We start from the raw sequence: 24,931 nt of genomic DNA, 5'->3' as shown, positions 1-24,931 counted from the left end.
GTCATCGTTATGGTTTGATGTGGTTTCGCGAAAAACTATCCTAAACGCCGTGCGGCAACAAGATTTGACGTACGACATCTCCTTTGTCCAGCATGTCCAGATTTTTATTCAATTGCTCGAATCCCATCGTGCCGCTTTTCAGACGATCCACAGGCAACCGGCCGGTTTGAAAATAGTCCACATATAACGGCAGATCCCGCGCTGGCACACCGCTACCCAGAAAGGAGCCACGGATGACCTTTTCTTCAGCAACCAGTTGAGCATGATCGTATGAATACAAATCACCCGACGCCCCCAGACCGACGCCAATGATTTCTCCTCCCTTGCGCGTCACTGCGACCGCCGTTGCCATCGCGGGCTTGCTGCCCGACACCTCGAAAGCAAAGTCCACACCGCCCTGAGTAAGCTCCTTAATACGTGGCACGATATCGGGATCGGTCGCAAGCACACAATCGGTGCATCCCAGCTCACGTGCCAGTGCGAACTTGCTCTCATGAATGTCAACCCCAATAATCCGGTCCGCATTGGATAATTTAGCCGCCATGACTGCATTCAGGCCGACTCCGCCCAGGCCGAAAACCACGACATTCTGCCCCGGCCGCACCTGAGCGGCATTAAATACACTCCCCGCGCCGGTGACCACGGCACATCCGAACATAGCAACAATATCCAGCGGCACTGCGGGATCCACTTTGATCAGAGTCTGCGGCATGGTGACGGCATACTGTGCAAAGGATGACACCCCGCTATAGTGATTTAAGGGCATGCCCTGTCGGCTCAGCTTGCGGTTGCCATTGGGCAGCAAGCCCTGGGAACGTGACCAGGCAACGCTATTGCATAGTACCGGACGATTCTCAATGCACATCTGGCAGTGACCGCAATCGGACACCCCTACCATGACGACATGATCCCCTTCCTTCAGGGTATTCACATTACGACCGACTTCCCTCACAATTCCCGCACCTTCATGGCCGCCGACGACGGGCACTTTGCGCTTGCGCAATCCGGCCACCTGTGACAAGTCCGAATGACACAAGCCTGCCGCGCGGATTTCGACCAGCACCTCATCATCGGCCGGACCTTCCAGATCGACCTCTTCAATGCGAAACGGCTGGCTGTGCTCATACGGCGTGGGCAGGCCCTGGGTGTACATGACAGCTGCGAGCATACGCATGACGTTTATCTCCTTTAACGTTGCAACAAATACAAAATAATTGTCTGATGTCCAATTGCAGATGGCCCTCCTATGCCAACGCATGACATTGCATTATTGATGCGAATACATACGCGTCCCTTCGGCCAGGCCCTCAGCACGAAAGATCATGGATCCGTTTCCGCCAATTTCGTCACGCGCAACAATGACCATTTCGCGCGAACCAGGGCGAAACGCCATACTTGTCAGTTTGAGAAAATGGTTGTTCTCCCTGCCGGGCAATACGATCTGACCAATGGGAATTCCGAAAGGATTAAAAACCAGCACGCGCGCCTGCAAATACATGGCCACATAGACATTCCCGTTAGCATCGGTACGCATGGAATCCGGTGCACGGCCTGTAAAGCGATAGGGAACCGAGGTGCCAAATGGTTTGGGTAAAACGGGGGTCGCAAGCTCTACCCTGAGCAGCCGGCTATTGCAGAACTCGGTGGCCCACAGCACACTGCCGTCCGGACTGAGCGCTACGCCGTTCGCCGCTGCCATCTTCGGAATCACCGGCAGCGTCAGGGCAGAATCGGGTGTTACATAGTAAACGCCACCGCAAGGCTCCGTGCTGCTCCCCTTGAAATCGGTAAAGTAAATCCCCCCCTTGCTGTCAAAGACAAGATCGTCGACCACATAGCCGGCGGCGGGTGGCACAATTACTTGAGGATTCGATCCATCAGGTTCAATGCTCACGATCGCGCCGGCAGCAAAGTTGCCAATGCCTCCCAGGAAAATACGGCCATCCCGATGAATGGCCACGCCGGCCGGGCACAATGCCTTATCGTTATAAAGTGTGGACAGCTGGCCTTCAGGGGTGAGCTTCATCACATTGCCGTCGTACACGTCAACGAACATCAGATTGCCGTTTCGGTCGAAGGCAGGCCCCTCCAGAGCGGACAGACCCTTGGACACCTGAAAAAATGGTTCGGCGACGGCTGTCGGCAATCCCTGTTCCGCTGGCGGAATGGGCGCCAGTCCACGGGTCTGCTCTGTGTACATAAGCCGGCACCCAGCATTGGTTTGATCATCGGAGGCGTCTATCATTGGCGTCATATTCGCTGCCGCCTCAGGCTGTTCAGTGTCTCCCATTGTTCACGCTCCCTTATGGCTCATGCCGCCATCGACCGGAATCAGCGTGCCTGTGATATACCGTGCCAGTGGCGATGCAAGAAATACGGCAAGGCAGGCCAGATCACCAGGGACGCCGAAATAGCCAACCGGAATGTAGCGTTCAATAAAAGCAGCGCGCTCGGATTCAGGGTACAAGCGCCGTACCTGTTCACTTTCGATCCGTCCCGGCGCGATACTGTTAATCGTGATGCCCTCTTTTGCCAGATCGCGCGACAACCCTTTCGCCCACAGATGCAAGGCGGCTTTCGCTGCCAATGCCGCATTCAGAAAATGTGGCTCCATCAATCCTGTAATATTAATAATGCGTCCCCACCCTGCTTCGCGCATGCCGGGTAACACCTGTTCAGCAAGACGGCGCCCGGCAGTAAAATTCAAGGCCATGGCTTCGTCCCAGGCATCCTCGCCTGCCTCCAGCGTAACAGGGCGGGATCCGCCGGCACAATTGACCAGCACCTCGATAGGCCCTGCCAACTGGGCAGCTTGGCAGGCAATCCGACCGACCTGCCTGGCGTCTGTAATATCACCAGCAACAATCAGTGGCCGACGCAAACCCTGAGCCTGCATGGCGTCAGCCCATTGTTCCAGTTTGTCTTCGCGCCGGGCCGTAGCCACGACGATCGCTCCCTCCCGAGCCAGCCCTTCGGCAATAGCAGCGCCAATGCCTGCGCTTACTCCGGTTACCAGGCAGCGGCGTCCTTCAAGCATAAGATCCATTTTCTTGTCTCCTTTTTTTGATGACGATCAAAGCGAGCGATCCGCTGTCCTTCCCTGATCGCCCCAATATGGTCATTGCGGTTGCAGATCAGCAATATTGACCAGTTTTCCCCAGGTCGCGATCTGGTCCTGGACGAACGTAGTCAGATCTGTAGGGGTCGTCGTTTTCCTGATCATGCCCATGCGTTCAAAGTAGTCTGTCGCCTCTTTGCTATTGAGTGCCTTAACCAGTGCGTCGTGCAGGCTGGTGATGACCTCGTCGGGGGTACCCCGCGGGGCAAAGTAGCCCAACCAGGAAGCGTATTCATAACCCTTGACACCTGCTTCCTCCATGGTTGGTAAATCCGGCATGGAATCCAGTCGTTCTTTTGTCGTCACAGCGAGCGGGCGGAGCTTTCCTTCCTTCACAAACGAATCAACGACCACCGGATCGACAATCATGAACTGCAACCGGCCGGCCACCAGATCCAGTGCGGCTTGTGAAGCGCCCTTATACGGTACTTCAGTGGCGTCGATGCCGGCCAGAGATTTGAGCAATGCGACCGATACCTTGCCTCCACTATTACCAGCGCCATAGTTGAGCTCGCCCGGATGTTTTTTTGCATAATCGATTAAGTCCTGCACGGATTTGACCGGCAGATCTGACCTGACAACTAGCAATAGCGGGTTGACTGTGGCCAGCGTGACTGGCGCCAGATCCTTCAGCGGGTCGTAGGGAAGTGACTTGAACAGATGCACGTTTGCCGCCATGGTCGTGTTACCACCCAGCAACAAGGTATAACCATCCGGTCGCGCCCGTGCCACCTGGCTGGATCCCACGAGACCCGATGCGCTGGCCTTGCTGACCACAACCAGTGGCTGTCCGGTGGTTTCAGCGAAATCTTTGCCAATGAGGCGCGTCAGGACATCCGAGGTGGAGCCAGGCGTACTTGTTATCACTACTTCGACAGGTCTCTGCGGAAAACCCGCGGCCTGCGCAAAAGCGGGCAACCCACAGCTGGCTGTCAACAACAACACTTTGAAAAACTTGATCATCCTATTTGTCTCCTATTCCTGCATATTTGACGTTATGTGGCATATTTTGCCTGGTCGGTATAACCGCAAAACCGTCTCCTGCGCGCACTCGTCTGTTGTGGCGTCCTGCAGCTACATCACTCACATCTCAGTCTGTATCATCTTCCCTGAAATGCGCAGGCCAACGCATTTTGACAACCTCCCTTGAGGCCGCGTACGCATAGCAACTGTCAATTTTTTGCGGCCTTCCTCCCGAATCGGTTGGTTCCGCCCTGCCCTTGCGCAAGCGCCACAATGACTGGATGGCCACTGTTGCCACCGGCCGCAACAATTCGGTCAGATGCGTGCATCCCTTGCGCCCATGAAACCGTTCCTTCAACATGGCTGACCAGCCTGGTCCGATGGTGAAACCGATCACATCCCTGACCACCTCGGTCGCTTCCGGGCACACGCGATAGGGAGACGCATCAATACAGGCGATGGCGTCTACAATGCGCAGATTCTGATCAACAACCAGTCGGAGCGCCATATCATGCAGCAGATCACCCGCGGCGAGACATCTGCCATCGGCAAAAACGACTTCGTCCGGCTTGCGATCCGTCATGTGCAGATCGATATCCACCAGACCATCCGCACGCAGATAACCGTCCATTTGGATGGCTCTCGAATGCAATATTTCACGCGGATAAGGAGCAGGTAATGGCATCGTTTACCTCAAATAACGCCCTGAGCGCGCAAGCTGGCCAGCTCTTCTGACGAATGCCCCAGCCATTCCCCAAAAATCTGGTCATTACTGGCCCCAAGCGGCAAACTGGGCTCAATCGCTCGACGCTCCACCCCTTCAAAAACCAGCGGCGAGCCGGGCAATACAACCCGACCCAGCAGAGGATGGTCAATTGTCTGCAGACTGCCCCTGGCATGCATGTTCTTATCGTGCAAGACCTCCTGCAATTTACGGACCGGCGCGCAGGGCACTTTGGCTTTCAGCATGCGCTCGGCAACGTCATCCTTTTTCAAGTGTTGAGTCCAGGACTCGAGCAGATGATCGACGTCACTGGTGTGCGCGACTCGTGCTGAACGGTTTACAAAGCGAGGATCGTCCTTTAGTTCCGGACGCCCGATTACATCCAGAATCGCCTGAAAATGACGATCTCCGGGCGCATTGAGTACCACATACCCATCCTGCGTTGGATAAACGTTATACGGAGATATACCCAAGCCGCCGTGGCGATTTCCTGTACGGGCCGGCGCTGCATCACCTCTGGCGTGTAACATCCCCAAATTGGACGCAAGCGAAGCAAAGGTGGCATCCTGCATGGACACCTCAACCACTCGTCCAACGCCAGTCCTGCTTCGCTCATACAAGGCTGTCATGATTGCACCATACAGATGGATGCCCGCCATGAAATCACAAATTGCCGCACCCGACTTAACCGGTGGCTGATCCGGATAGCCCGTGGAGTCAATGACACCGCACATCGCTTGCATGACCAGATCCATTGCCGGGTAATCACGGTAAGGGCCGGATTTACCGTAGCCCGAGCTTGATCCGTAAATAAGCCGCGGATTGATCTTGTGCAATTGCTCTGCGCCAACACCTAATCGCTCCATGACGCCGGGTGCAAAATTCTCGACCAGGATATCGGCACGCTGTACCAGCTCAATCAATAAATTACGCCCCGCCTCTTCCTTCAGATTGAGCGTGACGGGTTGTTTATTGGAATTGAGCATGGCAAAAGGCAGATCCGCGCCACCCATATCACCACGACTGCGCAGATGTTCGCCATGCAAGGGCTCAACCTTGATTACTTGCGCGCCGGCCATTGCCATCAAAAATGTCGCATAGGGGCCGTTGTACACGTGCGAAAGATCGATAACGACAATACCGTCCAGGGGTAGTTTATTTTGTTCTTTTTGCATGCTTGCTCTCTCCTTCATTATTCAATTTCCCCTGTTGCCATTTTCAGAAGGCGACAGGCCGCCAGCAAATGCGGACGGTCATACATCCGACCCTCTATGGAGACCGACCCGGCTTGCGGCTCCGCCTCGAAAGCGGCTACCACCTGCCGGGCGTGGTGCAGTTCTGTCGATGACACTTGAAATACTTCGTTAATAATCGCAATCTGGTCGGGATGGATGGCAGCCTTGGCCATAAACCCATCCCTCCGGGCCTGTTCGGCTTCGGCACGCAGTCCCTGCGCATCACGAAAATTGGTATAGACTGCGTCCACCGCGGTAACGCGCGCTGCGGCAGCGGTCAGCAGCGTCATTGACCGCACCATTTGAAACAGGGCGGTGTACTGACCCGTCTCGGAGCGATTAGCAGGCACACCCATATCGGTAGCCAGGTCTTCGCCGCCCCATAACATGCCCCACAGACGCCCGTTTTCTTGTCGTGGATACGAAGACAAATTGAGCACGGCTGCTGCGCTTTCGGTGACAACCGGCAGGATTCGAGTGGTACCAATCTCAATATTTTCCTTCGCCTCCAGGTCGGCGAGGCAGTCTTCCAGCTTTACCAGATCCTGCCCGCCTTCACATTTGGGCAGCATGATGCCGTAGGGTTTTGCTCCTATGACCGCCGCCAGGTCATCATGCAGCAACCCCGACTCCAGGGAATTGACCCGTACAAAAAGCGGCAGGTCACGATGTGCGGCGACAAAAGCCGCAGTGACCTCACGTGCCCGGGTCTTTTGGGCTGGGGGAACGGCGTCCTCTAAATCAAGGATCAGTGCATCGGCCCCGCAGCCGAGTCCTTTCGTCAGTTTGCGTTCGTCATGTCCAGGAACGAAAAGCAGTGAGCGCATATCAGAACGTTCCCTGAGAGAGAAAGCCGTCCACCGGATCGAAATCTTCCATTAGCTTTTTACCGACCAGGTCCTTCAACGTCTCCGTCGCGCCACCGCCCAGTGTTCCGTAACGAACCCCACGATAAAAACGGGAAACCGGATATTCATCGGTAAATCCATAGCCTCCGTGTACCTGCAGGGCTTCACTGGTCACCCGAATGGCCATCTCGTTGACAAACATCTTGGCAATCGCCGCTTCATGCGGATTCGGGAACGGATTCGCCGTCAGGCAGGCACGATACAGCAGGCTTCGCCCAGCTTCGATATCCCGGTACATCTCGGCCAGCTTCCAGCGTATGCCCTGAAATTGGCCGACGGTTTTGCCGAAAATCGTACGCTCGCGTACATACTTAATCGCTGCCTCGAAGGCACCTTCTGCCAGACCCAGCGATACGCTGGGATTAAGGCAACGCTGTGTATTGAACGCGGAAAGCAGCTTCTTGAATCCACCCTCGCGCAAAATAACGTTCTCCACCGGTACTTCACAGTTCTCGAAACGGATCTCGGCCAGATTTTCTCCGCCCATGGTGTGATACCTTGCCGTCACTTCAAATCCAGGGGTATGACGATTAACCAGCACGCAACCGATGCCGTCGCGACCAGGCTGATTATCGATACGGCTGAAGACGACGAACCACTCGGCCTCATCAGCACGACTGATCAGGGTTTTCACGCCATTGACGACCGCCCGATCGCCCTTGATCGTGGTGTTGGTCTTGTAGTTGGGCACATCCGTACCGGCGTGCGGTTCGGTCATGCACACTGCCAGCAGGGCTTCGCCAGTACAAACTTTAGGCAGGATATCCTGCTTCATGCTTTCCGGTGCGAAATTGGAAATCACCCGCACCTGCACCCCGACTTCGCCCATTAAAGCCATCGCTGTTACATAACATACCTTGGACACTTCCTCGATCACCAGGGCGGTGTCAAACACAGACATATCCGAACCACCGTACTGCTCGGGAATCGACATCCCCAGAACACCAATATCGGCCAGATCCTTCATGTTCTGCATGGGAAAGGTTCCGTCCAGATAGTCCATGGCCCGGCCCTGGAATTTATCGCGAGCCAGTTCCCGCACCGTACCCACCAGCGCCCGCTGTTCAGATGTCAATTGCAATTTTGGATTTGTCATGTTGTACTCCCCTGCTTAGAAATAGAATTTAAAATGTTTGTTGCCCACGTGGTGGCGTTTAGTCTGCAGTTATGGTTCACTCTGCTACGCCGGTGAAACGGGGTGGCCGCTTCTCTGCAAAGGCAGCCAGGCCTTCGGCATAATCGGCCGAACCCAGAATGGCCGGCAAGGCTGCTCGCTCCATGCGCAAGGCATCTTCCAGAGGACGTTCTACCCCGCGATACACCAGCCGTTTGATATGCGCCATAGCCGGCGCCGACCGTCCTGCCAGGAGAGTGGCAAATTCGTGGGCTCGTGTTTCAAGTTGATCCTGCGGCATGACTTCGTTCACCAATCCGATGGATAAAGCGTAATCACTTATCACGGGTTCACCGCTGAGCATCATATGCAACGCGCGACTCACGCCCACCAGCCGAGGCAGCCTTTGTGTACCGCCAGCACCAGGAAAGGCACCAACCCGGCTTTCGGTCAGACCCAGTGAAATCCCGCTGGCGGCAAAGCGCAAGTCGCAGGCCATGGCCAGCTCCAGCCCGCCACCAAGCGCCACGCCGTTCATCACGGCAATACTGACAAAGCGCGCATCGGCGATGGCATTGACCACATCATTAATACCCGCGTTGTGCTCAAGACGTTCGTGAAATGTCATTTGGGCACGCTGCTTGAGATCGGCACCGGCGCAAAAGCCACGACCGCTGCCACGGATCAGCACCACGCGTGCCGGGCTGGCTGCCACATCACGAATCGCCTGAAGAAATTCGATAACGGTTTCCCGTCCCAGCGCATTCATGCGATCGGGCCGGTTCATCCAGATCTCGAAAACGTGCTCTCCCAGATTTTTAACTACAATTTCGTTACTCATTGAAATCCCTGTGCTTTTTTGATGTCCTGCGCCTGTTTTTCCAAGGTCTCGCGATGATCAGGATGGGCGATCGCGATCAGTTGTCGTATTCGTTCGTTCAGTGAACATCCCTGCAAATGGGCAACCCCATATTCGGTAACCACAATATCCACATCTCCCCGTGAAGTGGTCACAGGGCGCATGCCCAGCGAAGCCACCAGCCGCGAATGCTTGCCATCTGCTGTCGCCGACGGAATCGCAATGATGGAGCGCCCGCCTGGCGATAATGTGCCCGCCCGTACGAAATCGGCATGTCCACCTAATGCGCCCAGGTAACGACCTCCCGCCACCTCGGCATTGACCTGCCCGGTTAAATCAATCTCAATGGCCGAGTTAACGGTATGAAAACACTGCAATGCCGAAGCCGTCGCCAGACTATGGGTATAGTCCGCGCAACGCAGTGACACAAGATTGTGCTGCGCCGCGAATTCACGCAAACGTTGAGTGCCAAACAAACCACCCGTTACCGTCAATCCAGCATCCAGGCCCTTGTGCGCGTTGCTTACAACGCCCTTTTCAACCAATGAAACCAATACATCCGACACCACTCCACTGTGAACACCCAGTTCCCGGTGATCTACAAGCGCCTCGGCGACCGCTGTCGGCAATGTTCCTACGCCCAATTGCACCGTTGCCCGATCCGGGATCAGCGCAGCAACCTGCCGCGCCACCTGACGCTCTACGTCGGATGGCTGTGCATCGGGCATATCCAGGATGCGATCATCACCTTCCACCAGAACATCTATATCCGCTGCGTCTACCAGTGCGTCCGCACCCAGCCTGGGCAACGCCGGATTAATGATCGCAATAACCACGCGCGCGCTGTCGATCATGGCCTGGGTAAAATCGGCGATAACACCAAGCGAATACTTCCCGGCAGATACTGGAACAACCTGAATGAGCGCAATGTCGATCCGTAATTTCCCTGATCGGAAAAGCCTTGGAATCGTACTGACATGCGACGGAAAGATGGCTGCACTAGCGGTTACCTTACGCGCCGTGCCCGCGCCATTGAGCGCATGAAATTGAAAATGGGCAGACAGCTCCGGCTGCAAGGTATTTGACACGCTCAGTCCGAACAACAAGGCACATGGGGGAAGCGCGGCACGTTGTTCAACCAGCTTCTGCGTCAATGCCAGTGGTTCGCCAGGTCCCTGAGGCCAGCCAATCACGTCGCCCGGCTGGATATAGTCAGCGAAACGCAACTGCGCCAAAAGCTGACTAGGCGATTGCATGGAGGTGACGCTACGGATTTCCTGTGACATATTGACTCAATAAATACCAATAATGGAACGATAAGCAAAGGCTGGCAGTCGCATCTACTACGAAGACGGAATCCGGTCGTTTGCAAGTTCAAGTTAGTGTAGAATCAAGTTCGCATACTGGTCCATGGCGATTTTTAGGACGCCGTGTCCTTGTTTTCAGAACCAAGAAAAATACCTGTCTTTCGGCAGGTAGCGCTCAAGAATCAGGGACAACGTGATCTGTATTCATATTCACAAAAATCATTAGAATAAGTACAGGAGACATTGCTTCATGCTGATTGATCTCGCTCAGCTGCGCACATTCGTTGGTGTCGCAGAGGAAGAGCATCTTACCCGTGCTGCGGAACGTTTACATATGAGCCAATCTGCCGCCAGCGCCCATGTGCGTGCCATCGAGGAAAACCTCGATATAGAGCTGTTTATACGCACCAACCGCAGTCTCAAACTAACGACAGCAGGCGAGCTGTTGCTTGAACGCGCGCGTGATCTTCTGAATGAAGCAAATGCATTCACTTCTTTCGCACGTGAGCTACGGGGCAAAATCGAAGGCGCACTCGTGGTCAGTTCAAGCAGCGATCCCAGCATCAGCCGCGTCGCGCAAATCGTGGCGGCCATGCATCGCATGCACCCACTGGTCAAGATCGACCTGCGTGCTCGCCAGTCAGCCGGAACCCGGCAGGAGCTGAAAACCGGAGAACTGGATGTCGGCGTCATGCTCGGCCCTTCTCTGGACCCTGGCCTGATTCATTACGAGCTGACAAAAATTACGTTTCGTATCGTGGGCCCGATAGACTGGAAAGAGCAGATAGAGAACGCGGACTGGAAAGCGCTGGCCGCCATGCCATGGATTGCTCCCATGGATAGCAGCAAGGCATATTCGGACATGCTTGCGGGCCTGTTCGAAACGCGAGGCCTGAAACCCAATACTGCTGTCCGCTTTGATAATTCATCGTTGGCGCGCTCCATGCTCCTGTCCGGCATGGGCCTCATGCTGATGCGCGAAGAACATGCGCTCGAGGACGAAAAAAGCGGTATCCTGGCTATCGCGCCACTGGGCATCACACAGCTTCCACTGTTTATAGCGCATCAGGTGTGCCGCAAAAATGATCCGCTTATCGTTGCCTTCATGGAAGCAGCACGGCAGGTGTGGCCTGGAATTAAGCCAACTGTTGAATAACACCTGCAATATCTGTTTTGTCGGCGCGCCTTGTCGCGCCGCAATTTTATCAATCATTGCAATTCATACGTAATTTTTGCGTTAAACAGGGTCGCTCTGGCATTCACATCCTGCATGATCGTTTGCTCTCCGGGATTCGTCCAGTCTTAATCAGAACCAGCGTATCGTGACTCTGGGCACCTGTACTTAAAAATTCCCCATCGATAGAAAACCATCCACCGGTTCAAAATCACTAACCAGTTTTTTACCGACCAGGTCTTTTAGCGTCTCCACGGTGCCGCCACCCAGTGTCCCGTAGCGCACAGCACGGTAAATGCGGGAAATCGGGTAATCATCGGTAAAGCCATAGCCACCATGCACCTGCAGTGCTTCGCTGCTAACGCGTATGGCCATTTCGTTGTTGTACATCTTGGCAACCGCCGCCTGATGCGGATTGGGAAACGGGTCCGCCGACAAGGCGGCCTGATACAACAGTGCACGGCCCGCTTCAATATCGCGATACATCTCAGCCAGCTTCCACTGAATCCCCTGAAAATCTGCCACGCGCTGGCCGCGAATCGTACGGTCTCTCACGTAATTGATCGCCTCTTCGAAGGCCGCCTCGGCCAGCCCAAGCGAGACGCTAGGATTCAGGCAGCGCTGGGTATTAAAGGCCGTGAGCAGTTTCTTGAAAGCGCCCTCACGCAGAATCACATTTTCCAGTGGCACCTGAACGTCGTTGAACTGAATCTCACCAAGAAACTCGCCGCCCATCGTATGGTAGCGTGCAGTCACTTCAAATCCGGGCGTATTCCGATTAACCAGCACACAGCCAATACCATCACGACCAGGTGTACCGTTGATTCGGGTAAAGACGACGAACCACTCTGCCTCATCCACCTTGCTGATCAGGGTCTTAATGCCATTCACTACAGCGCAATCGTTCTTGATGACCGTATTGGTTTTGTAGTTGGGTACGTCTGTGCCGGCGTGCGGCTCGGTCATCCCCACGGCCATATTGACTTCACCGGTACACACCCCGGGCAGAATTTTCTGCTTCAGGCTCTCTGGGGCGTATTTGCTGATGACCCTGGTCTGGACGCCCACAGAACTCATAACGCCCATGGCGGTCGCGTAGCAATACTTGGCAATTTCTTCCAGCACCAGTGCAGTATCGAATACGGGCAACGCCAGGCCACCGTATTCTTCGGGTACCGACATCCCCATTACGCCAAGTTTGGCAAGTTCCCGCAAATTTTCATGAGGAAACGTGCCGTCCATGTAATTGATCGAATTGGTACGCCAGTGCTTATCCCGCGCCAGATCCCGGACAGTGCCGATCAATGCCCGTTGTGTCTCGTTCAATTTCAGTTTCTGGCTGCTCATGCGGTGATCCTTTGTGCGTAATACCCTGTTATCGTGCGCGCATTACCGATTTGATCCAAAAATGTTCAGACATTCCTGAAGTGGAGCTCTCATCGCAATGCATATTTGTCAAAATTATAGGTAGTACAAGGAAGGACCGTCCATGTTGATTTTAGGGACGCCGCGTTTCGCTTTTGGGGATATGAGCATACGAGCCGGGTGACAACTAACGCCGTCTGTGATTTTGATAAATCACATCTGAATGGTAGGTGCAGGAATTTATTGATTCAGCTAACAGGACGAAAAATAGCACTAATATCCCGACCAATATCCTTTGATTGCTCAATATTTAAAAGCAAGGCCAATAATTTTTCCAGCTGGAATTGATCCATTGTCCCGCGACCCTGGTTCATGTATTTCTCCTTAAGCGCGACATCGTTAAGCGTCATTTCTGCCTGATCGACTTTGTTTCCATGCAGAGTAACTGGAGCATGCTCATTCATCTGTAGCGTGATAACACAATCGGTGACCTCCAACGCGTCGTCTGACACCAATTTAATTTTTTTACGCATTTTGGAAACCTCTGGATCATCAATCTGCTCCTGTTGTAACCCGTTCACTCCCAAAGGGTGACCCAGAATAGCAAGAGCAACCCAATGCTGGGCGCTGACGATTGCTGCAAACATGTCCGTGGGAGCTGCGTTATCAGTCAACGTTTTAGTACGCTTACTCACACGCACCTCTACTCCTTGAACGTTCGTATTCGTCAAGTCTGACAACGCAGCACTTTTAAGAACATTCAACAGAGGATGAATTACCACGCCACAAGGATAAGGCTTATATGAAACACGGCGTATCTCAAAATCTTCGCCCAGGCCTGAAAATGCAGCATCCCAATCAGCACCGGGGGCATAGGCGGCAATCAGACCACGCTCACCACTTATTACTTCTGCAGTGCTTGTAAAGCCAGCTTGAGCAAGCAATACTGCCTGCAAACCGGCACTGGCAGAAAATGCCGGTACAACCATTCCGGACATGGCGCCGTGCGTCGCTCGCAAGCCTGCCGCCTGAGTGGCCGCAAGGCCTATAGCCCATCCTGTCGATGCTCGATCCAATCCCAATGCTATAGCTCCAGCCGCAGCAGCACCTATCGGTCCAGTTACTCCTGTCAAATACAAACCGAAGTTGGGTTCTGGCGCATAACGTGTCAAAGCATTGGCCAGCTTACAAGAAAATTCTATTCCCGCAATCAAAGCTGACAAAAATTGCTGTCCTGACAGTTTGTGCTCACTGTGCGCCAGCGCAAGTAACACAGATGCTATCGGCCCTGTAGGATGGGTGATCGTGGGCACATGTGTATCGTCAAAGGCATAAACCGCAGAACTCAGGCATGTCAGGAATGCCGCGTCCTTTGCTTGTGCGTTCTGTGTTGTTCCATATATTGGCACTGTTCCGGAACCCACTGTTTGTGCGGCCCTATTCACCGGATCGGACTGTGCTGCTCCCAATACACAACCAAACCAGTTTACTAATGCCCGCTTACTTTCGTATATGATTGCAGCAGGCACTTGCTCAAACCTTCGCCGCTCAATAGCATCGAGCATCATGCCTGTAACCGTCGCGTTCCTGCCTGATTTGATCCGTGTTTCTCCTGTTTCTTCCGATCGCAATCCATTCCGTTTTACTGCCTGCGCGACAGCTGGATAATGGCCCGAAAGTGGGAGCGCAGTTGCGCCCAGCAAGAGAGCTCTACGTTTTATTTTCATGAACGTCCTTTCAATAGAATTCTTCGAATATCGGCAAGCAGGCTGTAATCAGCACAGCAGCCGTTCAGAGGGAATTCCTGGCGGCCTGCCCCACTTCAAATATTTCTCAAACATCGTACGCATCGTAAACAGGACGAGATTTGTCGCGAGGCCATCACAAAAACCAGAAATCAGTGCGGCTTCGAATATGCGTTTTGTGGTAACTATAGTCAAGACCGGGTAAACCACGATTCCAAACGTTTCAGGTTGGAAACAGTTGAAGAAAATATCCAAGCAATTGTTTTTTTTGAAGAAAAAAAATCACCTCTTCAATCAGAACGGAATCGATCAGAATATCGGGACGTCGTCACTGAAAAATACGCATAGACTGAATGACACCACTTTTTTAGAATTATGCCTATTTTCGCAATAGCAGCGAACGGGCTATCAGCCCCTCGCACTATTTCGCTGTAGCGATACCTATCGTAGGCTAGGACATCACGCCCTTACGACCATAAATTCAGAGATATGTTGGGTGAGGATGAATTTTGCTTTAGTACAGAACCATTAACTAATGCTGCCTACGGTCCAGCGAACCCGGTGCTTCGAAATACCCTCACCGCTTCCCCTTCCCCGCCGACGTCAACGCCATCGCAGCACTCGCTATCGTAAACACCGCCATAATCCACGCCATGGTCCAGGGAGTACCGTCACTGAGTCTGGCCAGAAGGATTGAAGAGATAATGCCACTGCCATACTGCAATGAACCTATTAAGGCCGAAGCGGATCCGGCCAGTTCAGGTACGCCATCTAAAGCGGCCGCTGTTGCGCTGGCAGCAATCATCGCATTCATAGAGAAGAATATGAAAACAGTGATCACGATGCTATAAATTCCACCGATTTTGAACCATACCAGCAAGGCGAGGACAATCATCGCCATCATGGCAATCACGGTTGCAATACGCAATAAGATATCCAGGTCGATTTTTTTCACCAGAGAACGGTTGGCAAAGCTCAGTCCGATAACACCTAACAGATTAATAGCAAAAAGCGCACCATAGTATTGGGTTCCAACACCATAATATGTGATATACACAAAGGGTGAACCGGCAATAAATGCATAGGCGCTGACATAGAAGAACGCGATACATAACGTATAACGCATAAACTGTCGGTTACTCAGTAGTTTTCGGTAGCTGCCAAATGCGCCGAACACAGATGTTCTGGCACGTTTCTCAGCGGGATGCGTTTCAGGTAATAGAAAAAGAGAGAAAAACATCAGCGCGCCAATGACAGTCAGCAGCCAGAAAATGCTGTGCCATGAACTGATTCTGATGATTTGACCACCAAGTAACGGGCCGACGATCGGCGCGATCGCCATGATAATCGTCAGGGTTGAGAGCATTTGCGCGGCTTTGGTTCTTGCATAAAGATCCCGAATAATGGCGCGTGCCAGCATGGGGCCGGTACAGGCGCCCAGCGCCTGGAAGACGCGCCAGAACACAATCTGTTCGATATTTTGGGATAAGGCACAGCCGATTGATCCGACAATAAAAAGGATCATACCGATAAATAATGGAATACGCCGACCAATGCGATCGCTGATGGGTCCCCAGATTAACTGAGCGACGGCAAAACCAACAAGGAAGCCGGTAATGGTGAGTTCCACATCGCCTTGTAAATCACGCCGCATTTGCGGCATGGCGGGCAGATAAATGTCCGTGGACAGCGACGTAAACGCCATTAACGCGCCTAATATGGCCAGAAAAAGCCAACTGCTGTGTTGCAGCTTATTCTGGCCGGACTGCTTGGGTGAGAGTGTCATTTTGAAGGATGATAATGGGTGCCAAATTGTGATTTTGGCATGATCCGGCTGCGCCGGACCTGTTTCATTTGATTAGGTGTTAAAACGTCTGACCGATTTACTGTCGGATCAGACATCCAGTTTCCGCCCGGTCAGCCACTCGACCATTGCCGGATCCCGATGAGAAAAGAATGCGCTTGTTGCCGTGTCCATGGCAGTGATTTTATTCATATCCTCATCAGAAAGTTCGAAATCAAAAATATCGATATTTTCCTGCATGCGTTCTTTTCGAACCGATTTTGCCAATGCGATGATTCCGCGTTGAGTCAGCCAGCGCAATACGACCTGCCCCACTGATTTGCCGTATTTTTTTCCAATATCAATGAGCGTTGGATGATTGAAAAGATTATTGCGGCCTTCCGCAAACGGCGCCCAGGCTTCCGGTTGCACTTCCTTGGTTTGCAGCCAGGGTACTGCATGCAGCTGCTGATTAAAGGGATTCACTTCGATTTGATTAACCGCCGGGTTTACCTTATTGAACGCAATCAAGTCCGCGATTCTATCGGGATGAAAGTTGCTGACGCCGATAGCGCGAACTTTACCCTCAGCCAGTAATTCTTCCATGGCTCGCCATGCCCCATGAACATCCCCAAACGGCTGATGGATAAGGTACAAATCCACATAATCCATTTGCAGACGATTCAGCGACCGCTGAAATTGCGCTTTGGCACCTTCATAGTTTGTATCCTGCAACCACAACTTGGTCGTAATGAATAATTCATTACGGTCAATGCCTGCGCTTTTTATTGCATTGCCAACCTGGGTCTCGTTCAGATAAGACGCTGCAGTGTCGATGAGGCGGTAACCGGATTCAATCGCATCGATTACAGAGCGCTCACACTCGGCTGTATCACTTATCTGAAATACCCCAAAACCGAGAATCGGCATTGAGACACCATTATTAAGAGTAATCGTATTCATTTACTTTTCCTGTATGTTCAATCGGCCCGGTCGCTTTTGCGATTACTTCAAGCCCTCGTTTTCGTGGCCGCTATTGCGTACCAGGATAAAACCTATTTCTAAGAAATTTATCTAATCGATTTGACAATATCGTCGTTATTGCGCCTGAAGCTGCTGTCGGCTCAACACGCTATTTAATAAAGCATTATCCTTGCCCAATTTAATCAGCCATTGACTCAACTGCGCTTTGGCTTCGATGGCTCGCTGTCCTTCCATGACAAAGAGAATGCCATCTCGTTCCTTACCGCCTTTGAGCTGCAGGCCTGGCAGAACGGTACAACCACTGCAATATCGCTGAACATCGTCAAAGCCGCTGCCTACCCCGTACCCCGCATTGGTATTGAATGGGATCACCGTTTTGCCGCTCAACCCGTATTGCTTGATAAAACTTTTCATCGGCGGCGGCATTTGCATCCCCCAGGTGGGAAACCCCAAAAAGATCACATCGTACTGCGCGATGTTATTGATCTGCGTTTTTAACTTTGGTAAAAACCCGGCTTTATTCTCCCGACTGACCTGATCCACCGTCGCCTGATAATTTTCAGGGTACGGCACTTGTGTTTCAATACTGACCAATTCGCCCTGGGTTTGCTGCTGAATCAGCTCAGCAATCGCTTTTGTATTGCGTGTTCGGGATAAATACACGATCAGTACTTTTGTATCGGCAGACCCGACTGCTCTTTTTTCGGCAACCGCAGTTTGCCGTGCAATGGCATGACCCGAAAAAACAGAACCTGCAAGCAATAAAAATACTAAATAGAATGAATAAAAACGCCTGGACTTCACATACCCTGTATGACACCAGGGCGACAGAACCATTCGGATTCTTGAAAAATAAAGCCTTTTTTGCATGATTGTCTCGGTTTATCATCTAGTAGCGCGGACACATAGAACAGACCGTCATCAGCCTGCAACTGAGCAACGCACATTAGGTTACCGAGCTCTTGCTCATCCCCGCTATTTACCCGTACCTGACTCGGCTCTGATTTGCCTGCTCATATTCGTCTGCATAAACAACATTCTACAGACGCATGGGCCTTGCATTAAGTAGCAAATTGCGGAAGGCTTATTGAAATTTACTCATCAATTGTGTCGTGCTGATTTTCCATCACCACTGCCCGGTGCAGCTGGCCAGACGCTATTGCACATGTTATTTACCTTCCACCGTTACCAACCCGGTACTTTCCCAGCGCTGCTGCCGACGTCCTAACCAGACTCCCAATATCAGCCAAATAGCCGACAAAGGTACCGCAATGGCTGCGATCCCCGTCAAACTCAGCCCGATTGCCAGCAGTCCGGCGTAGCTCCATGCGGCTATCTGGTCACCGCCACGATAAACTACCGTATCGATGAAGTTCTTGGTCTTGTATCTGTCCTCACGCGACACAGCCGTAAAAAGCACTTCACGGGCAGGCCTGGTGAGGGCATAATTACTCACATTACGCACGACCTGAAATACAACAAACAGTCCGATACCAGGGAACGTTGCCAATCCGGCAAACCCCAGCATGCTCATCATGGGCATTGCGCACAGTGTCAATGCGACACCGAGCCACTGCATGATACGTCCAGTCAGAAATAACTGAACACCTAATGTAATGCAATTGACCCACAAGCTGATATCAGCGAAGAACGCGGTACGCGCGGCCCTATCGGCAAAATATTGCTCTGCGATCGTCGCCTGCTGAAAGTACAGGATGGTAGACGTAACGGCATAACACAGGATAAAAATGGCGATACCCAATAAATAGGGCGACCGAAAGGTGTGTGTAATGCCGGCCAGCAAGCCACCGCCTACTGGTTCGTGCCCTTCCCTTCGTTCGATGGGGCGTTTAAAGGCATCGCTGATACCTGATAAGCGTCGTGTCGCAAACACGGCTACTTCGAGCAACACGATAGAAATCAGCAACAGCCAGGTTTGCCCCAATCGCTCTACCAGTCCGGAAGTCAGCGCGGAGCCGGCAATACCACCTACGGTCGCGCCGGTAGCCAGAAAGCCGAAAACTCGTTTCGCCTGCTCCCCGCTGAAGACGTCAACCATGAATGACCAAAAAACGGAGATGACGAAAAGATTGAAGACGGACACCCAGATAAAGAATGCCCTGCCAATCCATACATGTTGTTCTGGCGTCGCATTCATCAATAGCAGCATAAACGCCACCAGATTAAGCATGAAGAAGCGGTAGGCAATCGCAATGAAGCGCTCTCGTGGCCAGCGTTTGACGACCCAGGCAAACAAGGGGTTGATCACGGTCATGGCGATCAACGTCCCCGTAAAAAGCCAGGGCAGATTATTCACCCCTCCAGCAACGCCCAATTCTTCACGTATGGGTCGTAATATGTAATACGCAAGAAAAAGTGAAAATACATAGAGCCAGGACCAGGCCAGCGCTTTCCCTTCTCCTGGATGAATTTGAACGATTTTCCGCAAGCCCTCGCCGAGTCGACCATAGGTATTATTCGGCCCTGAAACTGATATCGAAGTTGTCACTATGATGTCTTCAGTCTTTAAAGCGCCCGCGGATAGCTTCAAGGTCGTCTGTAAACACAGCCGGCTCGTTGGCCAAAGACAGATTATCCCGATCACGAATGCCATCAATTCCGTTAGCCGGATCAGCAGGCAGGGCCGAGAAAAGCGGTTCCAGATCAGATTGTGCACTGCCTTTTTCGCTCACCAGTTCAAAGGTTTTACGGTTCGCTGCAGGTGACGTCAGCGAGCCCACAAGAACCTGAGCAATCTGGGCGCGAGCGATCACGCCGTCAGACGGCGAGCCCGCCCAGTGGGTATCGCCCTGGCGCAACACGAGCCGGAGCTGATCAGGCGCGTTATAGTCAAACCATCCCGGGCGCACAATGGTGTAAGGTAAACCGCTGGCGCGTACAAGTCGCTCCCCGCGCCGCTTCCAGTCGTGCCCGACGGTAGGTTTCGTGACACCAACGGCGGTCATCAAAGCAATGTGTGCGGGCGCTTTCAGCACACTCAGAACGTTACGGACGGCGCCATAATTGACCGCCTCCGCCGCTTTTGCATCATTACCACCGACTCCATGAGTAAAGACGATGCCGGTCACGCCATCGACCGCCTCGCGTAGCGTCTCCGCTCGAGTCAGTTCACCAACAATAATCTGCACACCCTCAGGAAACAATCTGGCCTGCGCCGGATCGCGCACCAGGGCTTTGGTTTTATACCCTCTCCTGAAAGCTTCCGCGACGGCCAGCCGGCCAACGCTGCCGCTGGCACCAACGAACAATACAACCGGATTCTCACTACTCATGGTATCTTCCTTTTCTGGTTCGCTCTCAGGAGCGGGCTTGCTATCTGCCGATTGCACTGCCGCCCGTTGCGGTGACTGTGCAATCGCCGTTTCCGGCAGCAATGACGGAGCAAGTAGAAACGTTAAAAGTAAATGTATGGTAAAGCGATTCATTTTTTTCCTTTTGGACGCGACCGCAATCAGCGGCCAGCTTGCTCATCGATCCACTCGAGAATCAAATCAGCAATTTGCAAATTATTTCGGTCCATCATCATCATGTGACTGTTACCACGAACGCCGGTTTCTGCGGTGGTTATAAGCCGGATATTGCCCCTTGCCGCATCGACACGTTTTTTAAAAGCTTTGCAGTCGTTGAAGCGATCTTCCCAGGTTGGCCCCGGCATTCCTGTTGGCGAAGCGAGGTGATCGCCGAAAAGGATAAAAATCGGCGTTTTCGCAAGAACCGCGATTTCATCGCCGGTATGAACCTGCGCATTGCAGGTGCCCGGTTCTATCATGACGATGCCACGAATACCTTTTGCATTGATCAGTGCAGATTGCAGCGGATACGAGCCGGACTGAGAGTGGCTGAGCAACACAGCACCATTCAGTTGCAGCGCGAGATCAGCCAACCCCTTCCAGTTCGGGTTCTCTGCACGCGAGGCCCCGCGAAGATCGGGCACACTTTGCCTGGAGAGCTTATCGGCTGCCTCTATAGGAAACTGCGTATCCGGAAATGGCTTGCCAGGCTCGGGCCCGAAACGGAAATTGGTCCATGCGCCGAAACGGTCAGCCAGCCGTAGCATACTCGGCTGCTGGTCAGGCGATAACTTGCCAGCGCGAACACTGTTGAAAACCGACTGGTCAAACCCCGAGCGAGCTCGGCCAATCTGATCAACAACATAAACGGGATGGCTCTTGCGAACAAAATACTCGTACCAGCCCATGCGGCCGTCCGGCGTCGTATCGTAGGTTTTTCCGCTGAGCGTGGCGCCGTGCACCATGACTACCGGCACTTTGGTCTTCCCATCCGGAACCATATACTCAACATACATCTGATTGACGGAGATCCGGTCATCCGGGCCGAAACTGCCAAGTTCAGTCGCGGACCGTTCAACCTGCTCACCCCCGACAAAGAAACTTCCACGCGATTGAAGCACCAGTGGGCTCTCAGCGCGGGCGATGTCCTGTAAATGCTGTCCGAACGCGGAACCCACGGTCAGCATGCCTGCCAACACGGAAACAGCCACAGTTGCTGCACGTAGAGGTCGCGCAAACACGTTATTGATTGATTTCATTTTTTCCCGAAAGTTAATTAACAGAAGCGGCGGAAGCACGTCCGACATCCCGCCCATGCGCAGCTTGATTTAATCCAGATGTTTCTCCGCAAGGAACTTTGCCACCAGGTCCGCTATCTGCACATTATTCAGATCAGACATCAGGAAGTGCGTGTTGCCCTTTATGCCGATGTCTGGCAAATGCACAAGTCTGGCGTCGCCCCCATGGCGGTTGATGGCATCTACCCAGAGTTTGGCCATCGCCAGACGTACCCGCCAGTTGTCCTGGCCACGTTCGGTGGTCGGCGTAACCGGAAAGTTGTCACCGTAATAAATCACAATTGGAATACGGGTTAATTTCGTGAAGTCCGTCAAAGACACCACCTCAGGCTTCAGCGTCCCTGCAGCACTGGGCATGTCATTTGGCATTTCTCCCTCTGGAAAGATGAATCCGCTACCTGGTTCAAGCGCAACGATGGCCTTGACGTTCGGGTTCTTGATGGCCGTCAGCCAGCCTGGCCCGCCTGCCTGCGAGTGAGAAAACAAAATACCAGGCCCCGTCTTGTCGAACAGCGCTGCCATTGCGTCCGAAATCACGCCGGCATCGTACGGGCCGGTGTTCGGCGTGACCGATCTGAAAAATTGATCCAGAGTCTCAGGCTTGCGATCGAACTGCACGTTTTCGAAATAATTCGGCCATTTGCCAAGACGAAATTGGTCGAAGAAAAGTTGATCGTATGGGGTCGGTTCGATCGCCGTCGCGACCGTGCTGTTGCCTGCACGACCACGACGCGGCTGATCGACCAGATAGACCGGAAAGCCCCGGCGCAGGAAAATCGTTTGAAATCCTTCCCGGCCATCCGACGTGGTTTCCCAACTACGTGCAGACTGATAAGCGCCATGTAACATCACGATAGGCAGTGGTTTGGGGTTACGCGGAACTTGATAGAAAGCATAGAGGTGATCTCCATGGAATGTCTGCCCGCGTGATGTGGGGTTATCGTTATCGTACGCGCCGGGCGTACTGGCAACTTTTCCGCCCACAGCAAAGCTTCCCTGTTCCTGAATGACCAAAGGCCCGCTGGACGCATTTGAACCTGCATGAAAGGCGGTGCACGCAGTCAGCGAAGCCACGGCCATCATGGCCAACAACGTTTTACTCATATTTAACTCCCTGAGGCCGCAAGCGCCTGGGTCAGTGCCGTGCGCGCTCGCTCGGCAGCCTGTTTATCCCCTCGTTCGGCCAAAATTGTCGTGACCTGGCGCAACTGCGCTGCGCCGATACCCACTCGCATACTGGCGCGCATATGCGACAGCAGTTGCGCCTCTACACCCGGGGTTGCAGCCAGTGCGCCCACCGTGGCGAGTTCACGGCTTTGCCAGTCAAGATTGTCACGCTCGAAGATGGCGCCGAACAGATGGGCCTGAAGGTATTGATTGATGACAGGCGCAAAATCTGTCACTGCGTTCTTCACAGGTGCACCGGAAATTTTGGTCTGGTTAGCGGTACCCGCTGCGAGCAGTTCTTCGCCAACAGGAATGGCGCGTTCAGGTTCCCGACCAGGCTCGTCCTGAATGCCACGTTGCTTGCGCGCTTCAACGACCTTCAATAGTTCGCCAAGCGCATTAAGACTTTTCGGAAAACCGACATACGCGTACAGTTGCACCAGAATTTCCCTGGCTTCGCTGATAGTCAGGCTGGCGTCCAGTCCCTGGTTCAGAGCTGCGTTCAGCCCCGGCATATCGCTCGAAGCCATAAAGGCGGCGATCAATGGAATCGTCTGCTGCTTGTTCGATAACGCGTCGGTATTCGGTTGCTGGGTCGTACCTGGCGACGCCTCGGTATTTGCAGCGGTCTGGCTCTGGGTAAGCATTAAGCCAAGGCTTACGGCCAGTACGGCGGTTAGTGCGCGGATCTTCCGATCCATTTCGGTGTAGGTATGGCTCATCGAGTAGCATCTCCATCCAGTGCTTGTTTCAGCCACACGCGAATCGGCCTGGTGCCGGTCAGTGGCAAGGATATCGACAATGGAAAAAAGAGCGCCCAATAGCGACTGGCCGCTGCCATTCCTTTCGAATACCTGAATCTTACGGGATGAGAACGATTCGATTAAGCCCCTAAATCCGCATTCACTACTGAGCTATACTCATTAATTAGTATGACGCTGGGGGAATATGAGAACGTATGCCGACAGCGGGACGACCGCTACACGCGATAGCGCAAGGCGTCCACAATGACAGACATCGCCCCGGATGCCTGACGTCTGCTGGGGTAATAAAGATGGTATCCCGGGTAGAGGCTGCACCAGTCTTCCAGTACACGGACCAGCCTTCCTGCAGCGATATCTTCCTGCACCATATCCTCGGGCAGATAGGCCAGGCCATACCCGGCCAGCGTAGCCCGACATATAGACGAACTATTGTTGAACACCCACTGGCCGCGCACGGCACATTTGATTTCCCGGCCATTTTTATCAAAGTCCCATGACAGAATCCGACCATGTGTTGCCAATCTGAGCCGGATGCAATCGTGCCCGGTCAGCTCCTGTGGAGAACGGGGCCGTGTTCGCTTAGCAAAATAGCGCGGGGTACCCACTACTGCCATACGTAAATCGGGGCCGATGCGTACTGCGATCATGTCTTTTGCGATCTGGTCCCCCATACGCACACCCGCATCAAAGCGCTGAGACACAATGTCTCCCAGCATGTAGTCAACCATGATTTCAACATGAATATCCGGATAATCGCGCATGACTTTGGACAATTTTGGCCAAAGTACAGTCGTTGCCGCATGTTCGGCTGAGGTGATGCGAATGCTCCCAACCGGCTTATCGCGCAAATCCTTCACTGCAGCGACCTCGGCATCAATATCGTCGAACCTGGGCGCCACGCTGGCGAACAGACGTTCACCCGCTTCGGTGGTGGCAATACTGCGTGTCGTGCGCGTCAGCAGTTGCACGCCCAGGCGGGTTTCCAGGCCCCGAACCGCATGGCTCAACGCAGATGGGGAGACGCCAAGCTGCGCAGAGGCTTTGGTAAAACTGCCTTCGCGCGCAACATGTACGAAAGCAAGCACATCGTTAAACGTTTCCATCGCCATAGA

At 53.2% G+C, this 24,931-nt stretch carries 22 protein-coding genes; 1 reads left to right on the top strand and 21 read right to left on the bottom strand.

The window, feature by feature from the left end; translation table 11 throughout:
* Positions 1–40: 40 nt before the first annotated feature.
* From MIM_RS07350 to MIM_RS07305, 10 genes are all read right to left on the bottom strand, one after another.
* Positions 41–1,174 (bottom strand): zinc-binding dehydrogenase, encoded by a 1,134-nt coding sequence (locus MIM_RS07350; protein ID WP_025372113.1) that lies wholly within the window; start codon positions 1,172–1,174, stop codon positions 41–43.
* A gap of 93 nt (positions 1,175–1,267) precedes the next feature.
* Entirely contained in the window at positions 1,268–2,290 is a 1,023-nt protein-coding gene (locus MIM_RS07345; protein ID WP_025372112.1) for an SMP-30/gluconolactonase/LRE family protein, read from the bottom strand.
* A 3-nt stretch (positions 2,291–2,293) separates the two neighbouring features.
* On the bottom strand, positions 2,294–3,046 hold the full coding sequence (locus MIM_RS07340) for an SDR family NAD(P)-dependent oxidoreductase (RefSeq protein WP_025372111.1): 753 nt from the start codon (positions 3,044–3,046) through the stop codon (positions 2,294–2,296).
* A 72-nt stretch (positions 3,047–3,118) separates the two neighbouring features.
* The gene (locus tag MIM_RS07335; RefSeq protein WP_025372110.1) at positions 3,119–4,081 is read right to left on the bottom strand and encodes a Bug family tripartite tricarboxylate transporter substrate binding protein; all 963 of its coding nucleotides are present in this window, start codon (positions 4,079–4,081) and stop codon (positions 3,119–3,121) included.
* Between the two features lie 127 nt (positions 4,082–4,208).
* Positions 4,209–4,766: a DUF2889 domain-containing protein gene (locus MIM_RS07330; protein ID WP_025372109.1), complete on the bottom strand. Its 558-nt coding sequence runs from the start codon at positions 4,764–4,766 to the stop codon at positions 4,209–4,211.
* Between the two features lie 8 nt (positions 4,767–4,774).
* Complete coding sequence (locus MIM_RS07325) at positions 4,775–5,980, bottom strand: CaiB/BaiF CoA transferase family protein (protein WP_025372108.1); 1,206 nt, start codon at positions 5,978–5,980, stop codon at positions 4,775–4,777.
* A 17-nt stretch (positions 5,981–5,997) separates the two neighbouring features.
* Complete coding sequence (locus tag MIM_RS07320) at positions 5,998–6,867, bottom strand: HpcH/HpaI aldolase/citrate lyase family protein (RefSeq protein WP_025372107.1); 870 nt, start codon at positions 6,865–6,867, stop codon at positions 5,998–6,000.
* A 1-nt stretch (position 6,868) separates the two neighbouring features.
* Positions 6,869–8,044, bottom strand: coding sequence for an acyl-CoA dehydrogenase family protein (locus MIM_RS07315; protein WP_025372106.1), 1,176 nt, complete (start codon positions 8,042–8,044; stop codon positions 6,869–6,871).
* 76 nt (positions 8,045–8,120) lie between these two features.
* A complete protein-coding gene (locus MIM_RS07310; protein WP_025372105.1) occupies positions 8,121–8,903 on the bottom strand; it encodes an enoyl-CoA hydratase/isomerase family protein in 783 nt (260 codons plus the stop codon).
* Positions 8,900–10,207, bottom strand: coding sequence for an acetyl-CoA hydrolase/transferase family protein (locus MIM_RS07305; protein WP_025372104.1), 1,308 nt, complete (start codon positions 10,205–10,207; stop codon positions 8,900–8,902). Before MIM_RS07305 ends, MIM_RS07310 begins: the two co-directional genes overlap by 4 nt.
* A gap of 271 nt (positions 10,208–10,478) precedes the next feature.
* On the opposite strand from MIM_RS07305, the gene MIM_RS07300 reads away from it, so the two are divergent.
* Positions 10,479–11,384, top strand: a complete 906-nt coding sequence (locus tag MIM_RS07300) for a LysR family transcriptional regulator (protein ID WP_025372103.1) — start codon at positions 10,479–10,481, stop codon at positions 11,382–11,384.
* 186 nt (positions 11,385–11,570) lie between these two features.
* Here the strand turns inward: MIM_RS07300 and MIM_RS07295 are convergent, their stop codons facing one another.
* The 11 genes from MIM_RS07295 to MIM_RS07245 all read right to left on the bottom strand — a co-directional run bounded on the left by MIM_RS07295 (position 11,571) and on the right by MIM_RS07245 (position 24,928).
* A complete protein-coding gene (locus tag MIM_RS07295) occupies positions 11,571–12,749 on the bottom strand; it encodes an acyl-CoA dehydrogenase family protein (RefSeq protein ID WP_025372102.1) in 1,179 nt (392 codons plus the stop codon).
* A gap of 266 nt (positions 12,750–13,015) precedes the next feature.
* Entirely contained in the window at positions 13,016–14,494 is a 1,479-nt protein-coding gene (locus tag MIM_RS07290; protein ID WP_025372101.1) for an MmgE/PrpD family protein, read from the bottom strand.
* A gap of 595 nt (positions 14,495–15,089) precedes the next feature.
* Positions 15,090–16,298: a multidrug effflux MFS transporter gene (locus MIM_RS07285; protein ID WP_025372100.1), complete on the bottom strand. Its 1,209-nt coding sequence runs from the start codon at positions 16,296–16,298 to the stop codon at positions 15,090–15,092.
* 108 nt (positions 16,299–16,406) lie between these two features.
* A complete protein-coding gene (locus MIM_RS07280) occupies positions 16,407–17,258 on the bottom strand; it encodes an aldo/keto reductase (protein WP_025372099.1) in 852 nt (283 codons plus the stop codon).
* Positions 17,259–17,393: 135 nt separating this feature from the next.
* Positions 17,394–18,149 carry a flavodoxin gene (locus MIM_RS07275; RefSeq protein ID WP_222836928.1) on the bottom strand — a complete coding sequence of 252 codons (756 nt, stop codon included), beginning with the start codon at positions 18,147–18,149 and terminating at the stop codon, positions 17,394–17,396.
* 298 nt (positions 18,150–18,447) lie between these two features.
* Entirely contained in the window at positions 18,448–19,728 is a 1,281-nt protein-coding gene (locus MIM_RS07270; RefSeq protein ID WP_222836927.1) for an NTP/NDP exchange transporter, read from the bottom strand.
* 70 nt (positions 19,729–19,798) lie between these two features.
* On the bottom strand, positions 19,799–20,725 hold the full coding sequence (locus MIM_RS07265) for an SDR family oxidoreductase (RefSeq protein ID WP_025372096.1): 927 nt from the start codon (positions 20,723–20,725) through the stop codon (positions 19,799–19,801).
* 26 nt (positions 20,726–20,751) lie between these two features.
* Complete coding sequence (locus MIM_RS22060; protein WP_245592835.1) at positions 20,752–21,897, bottom strand: alpha/beta hydrolase family protein; 1,146 nt, start codon at positions 21,895–21,897, stop codon at positions 20,752–20,754.
* 21 nt (positions 21,898–21,918) lie between these two features.
* Positions 21,919–22,992: an alpha/beta hydrolase gene (locus MIM_RS07255; protein ID WP_025372094.1), complete on the bottom strand. Its 1,074-nt coding sequence runs from the start codon at positions 22,990–22,992 to the stop codon at positions 21,919–21,921.
* Positions 22,993–22,994: 2 nt separating this feature from the next.
* Positions 22,995–23,777, bottom strand: coding sequence for a carboxymuconolactone decarboxylase family protein (locus MIM_RS07250; protein WP_025372093.1), 783 nt, complete (start codon positions 23,775–23,777; stop codon positions 22,995–22,997).
* Positions 23,778–24,034: 257 nt separating this feature from the next.
* Complete coding sequence (locus MIM_RS07245; RefSeq protein ID WP_025372092.1) at positions 24,035–24,928, bottom strand: LysR family transcriptional regulator; 894 nt, start codon at positions 24,926–24,928, stop codon at positions 24,035–24,037.
* Between the last annotated feature and the right edge of the window lie 3 nt (positions 24,929–24,931).

This window comes from Advenella mimigardefordensis DPN7, assembly GCF_000521505.1.
Classification (GTDB): Bacteria; Pseudomonadota; Gammaproteobacteria; order Burkholderiales; family Burkholderiaceae_B; genus Advenella; species Advenella mimigardefordensis.
The sequence above is the reverse complement of the archived record's forward strand: the minus strand, read 5'-3'. Positions and strand labels throughout refer to the sequence as shown.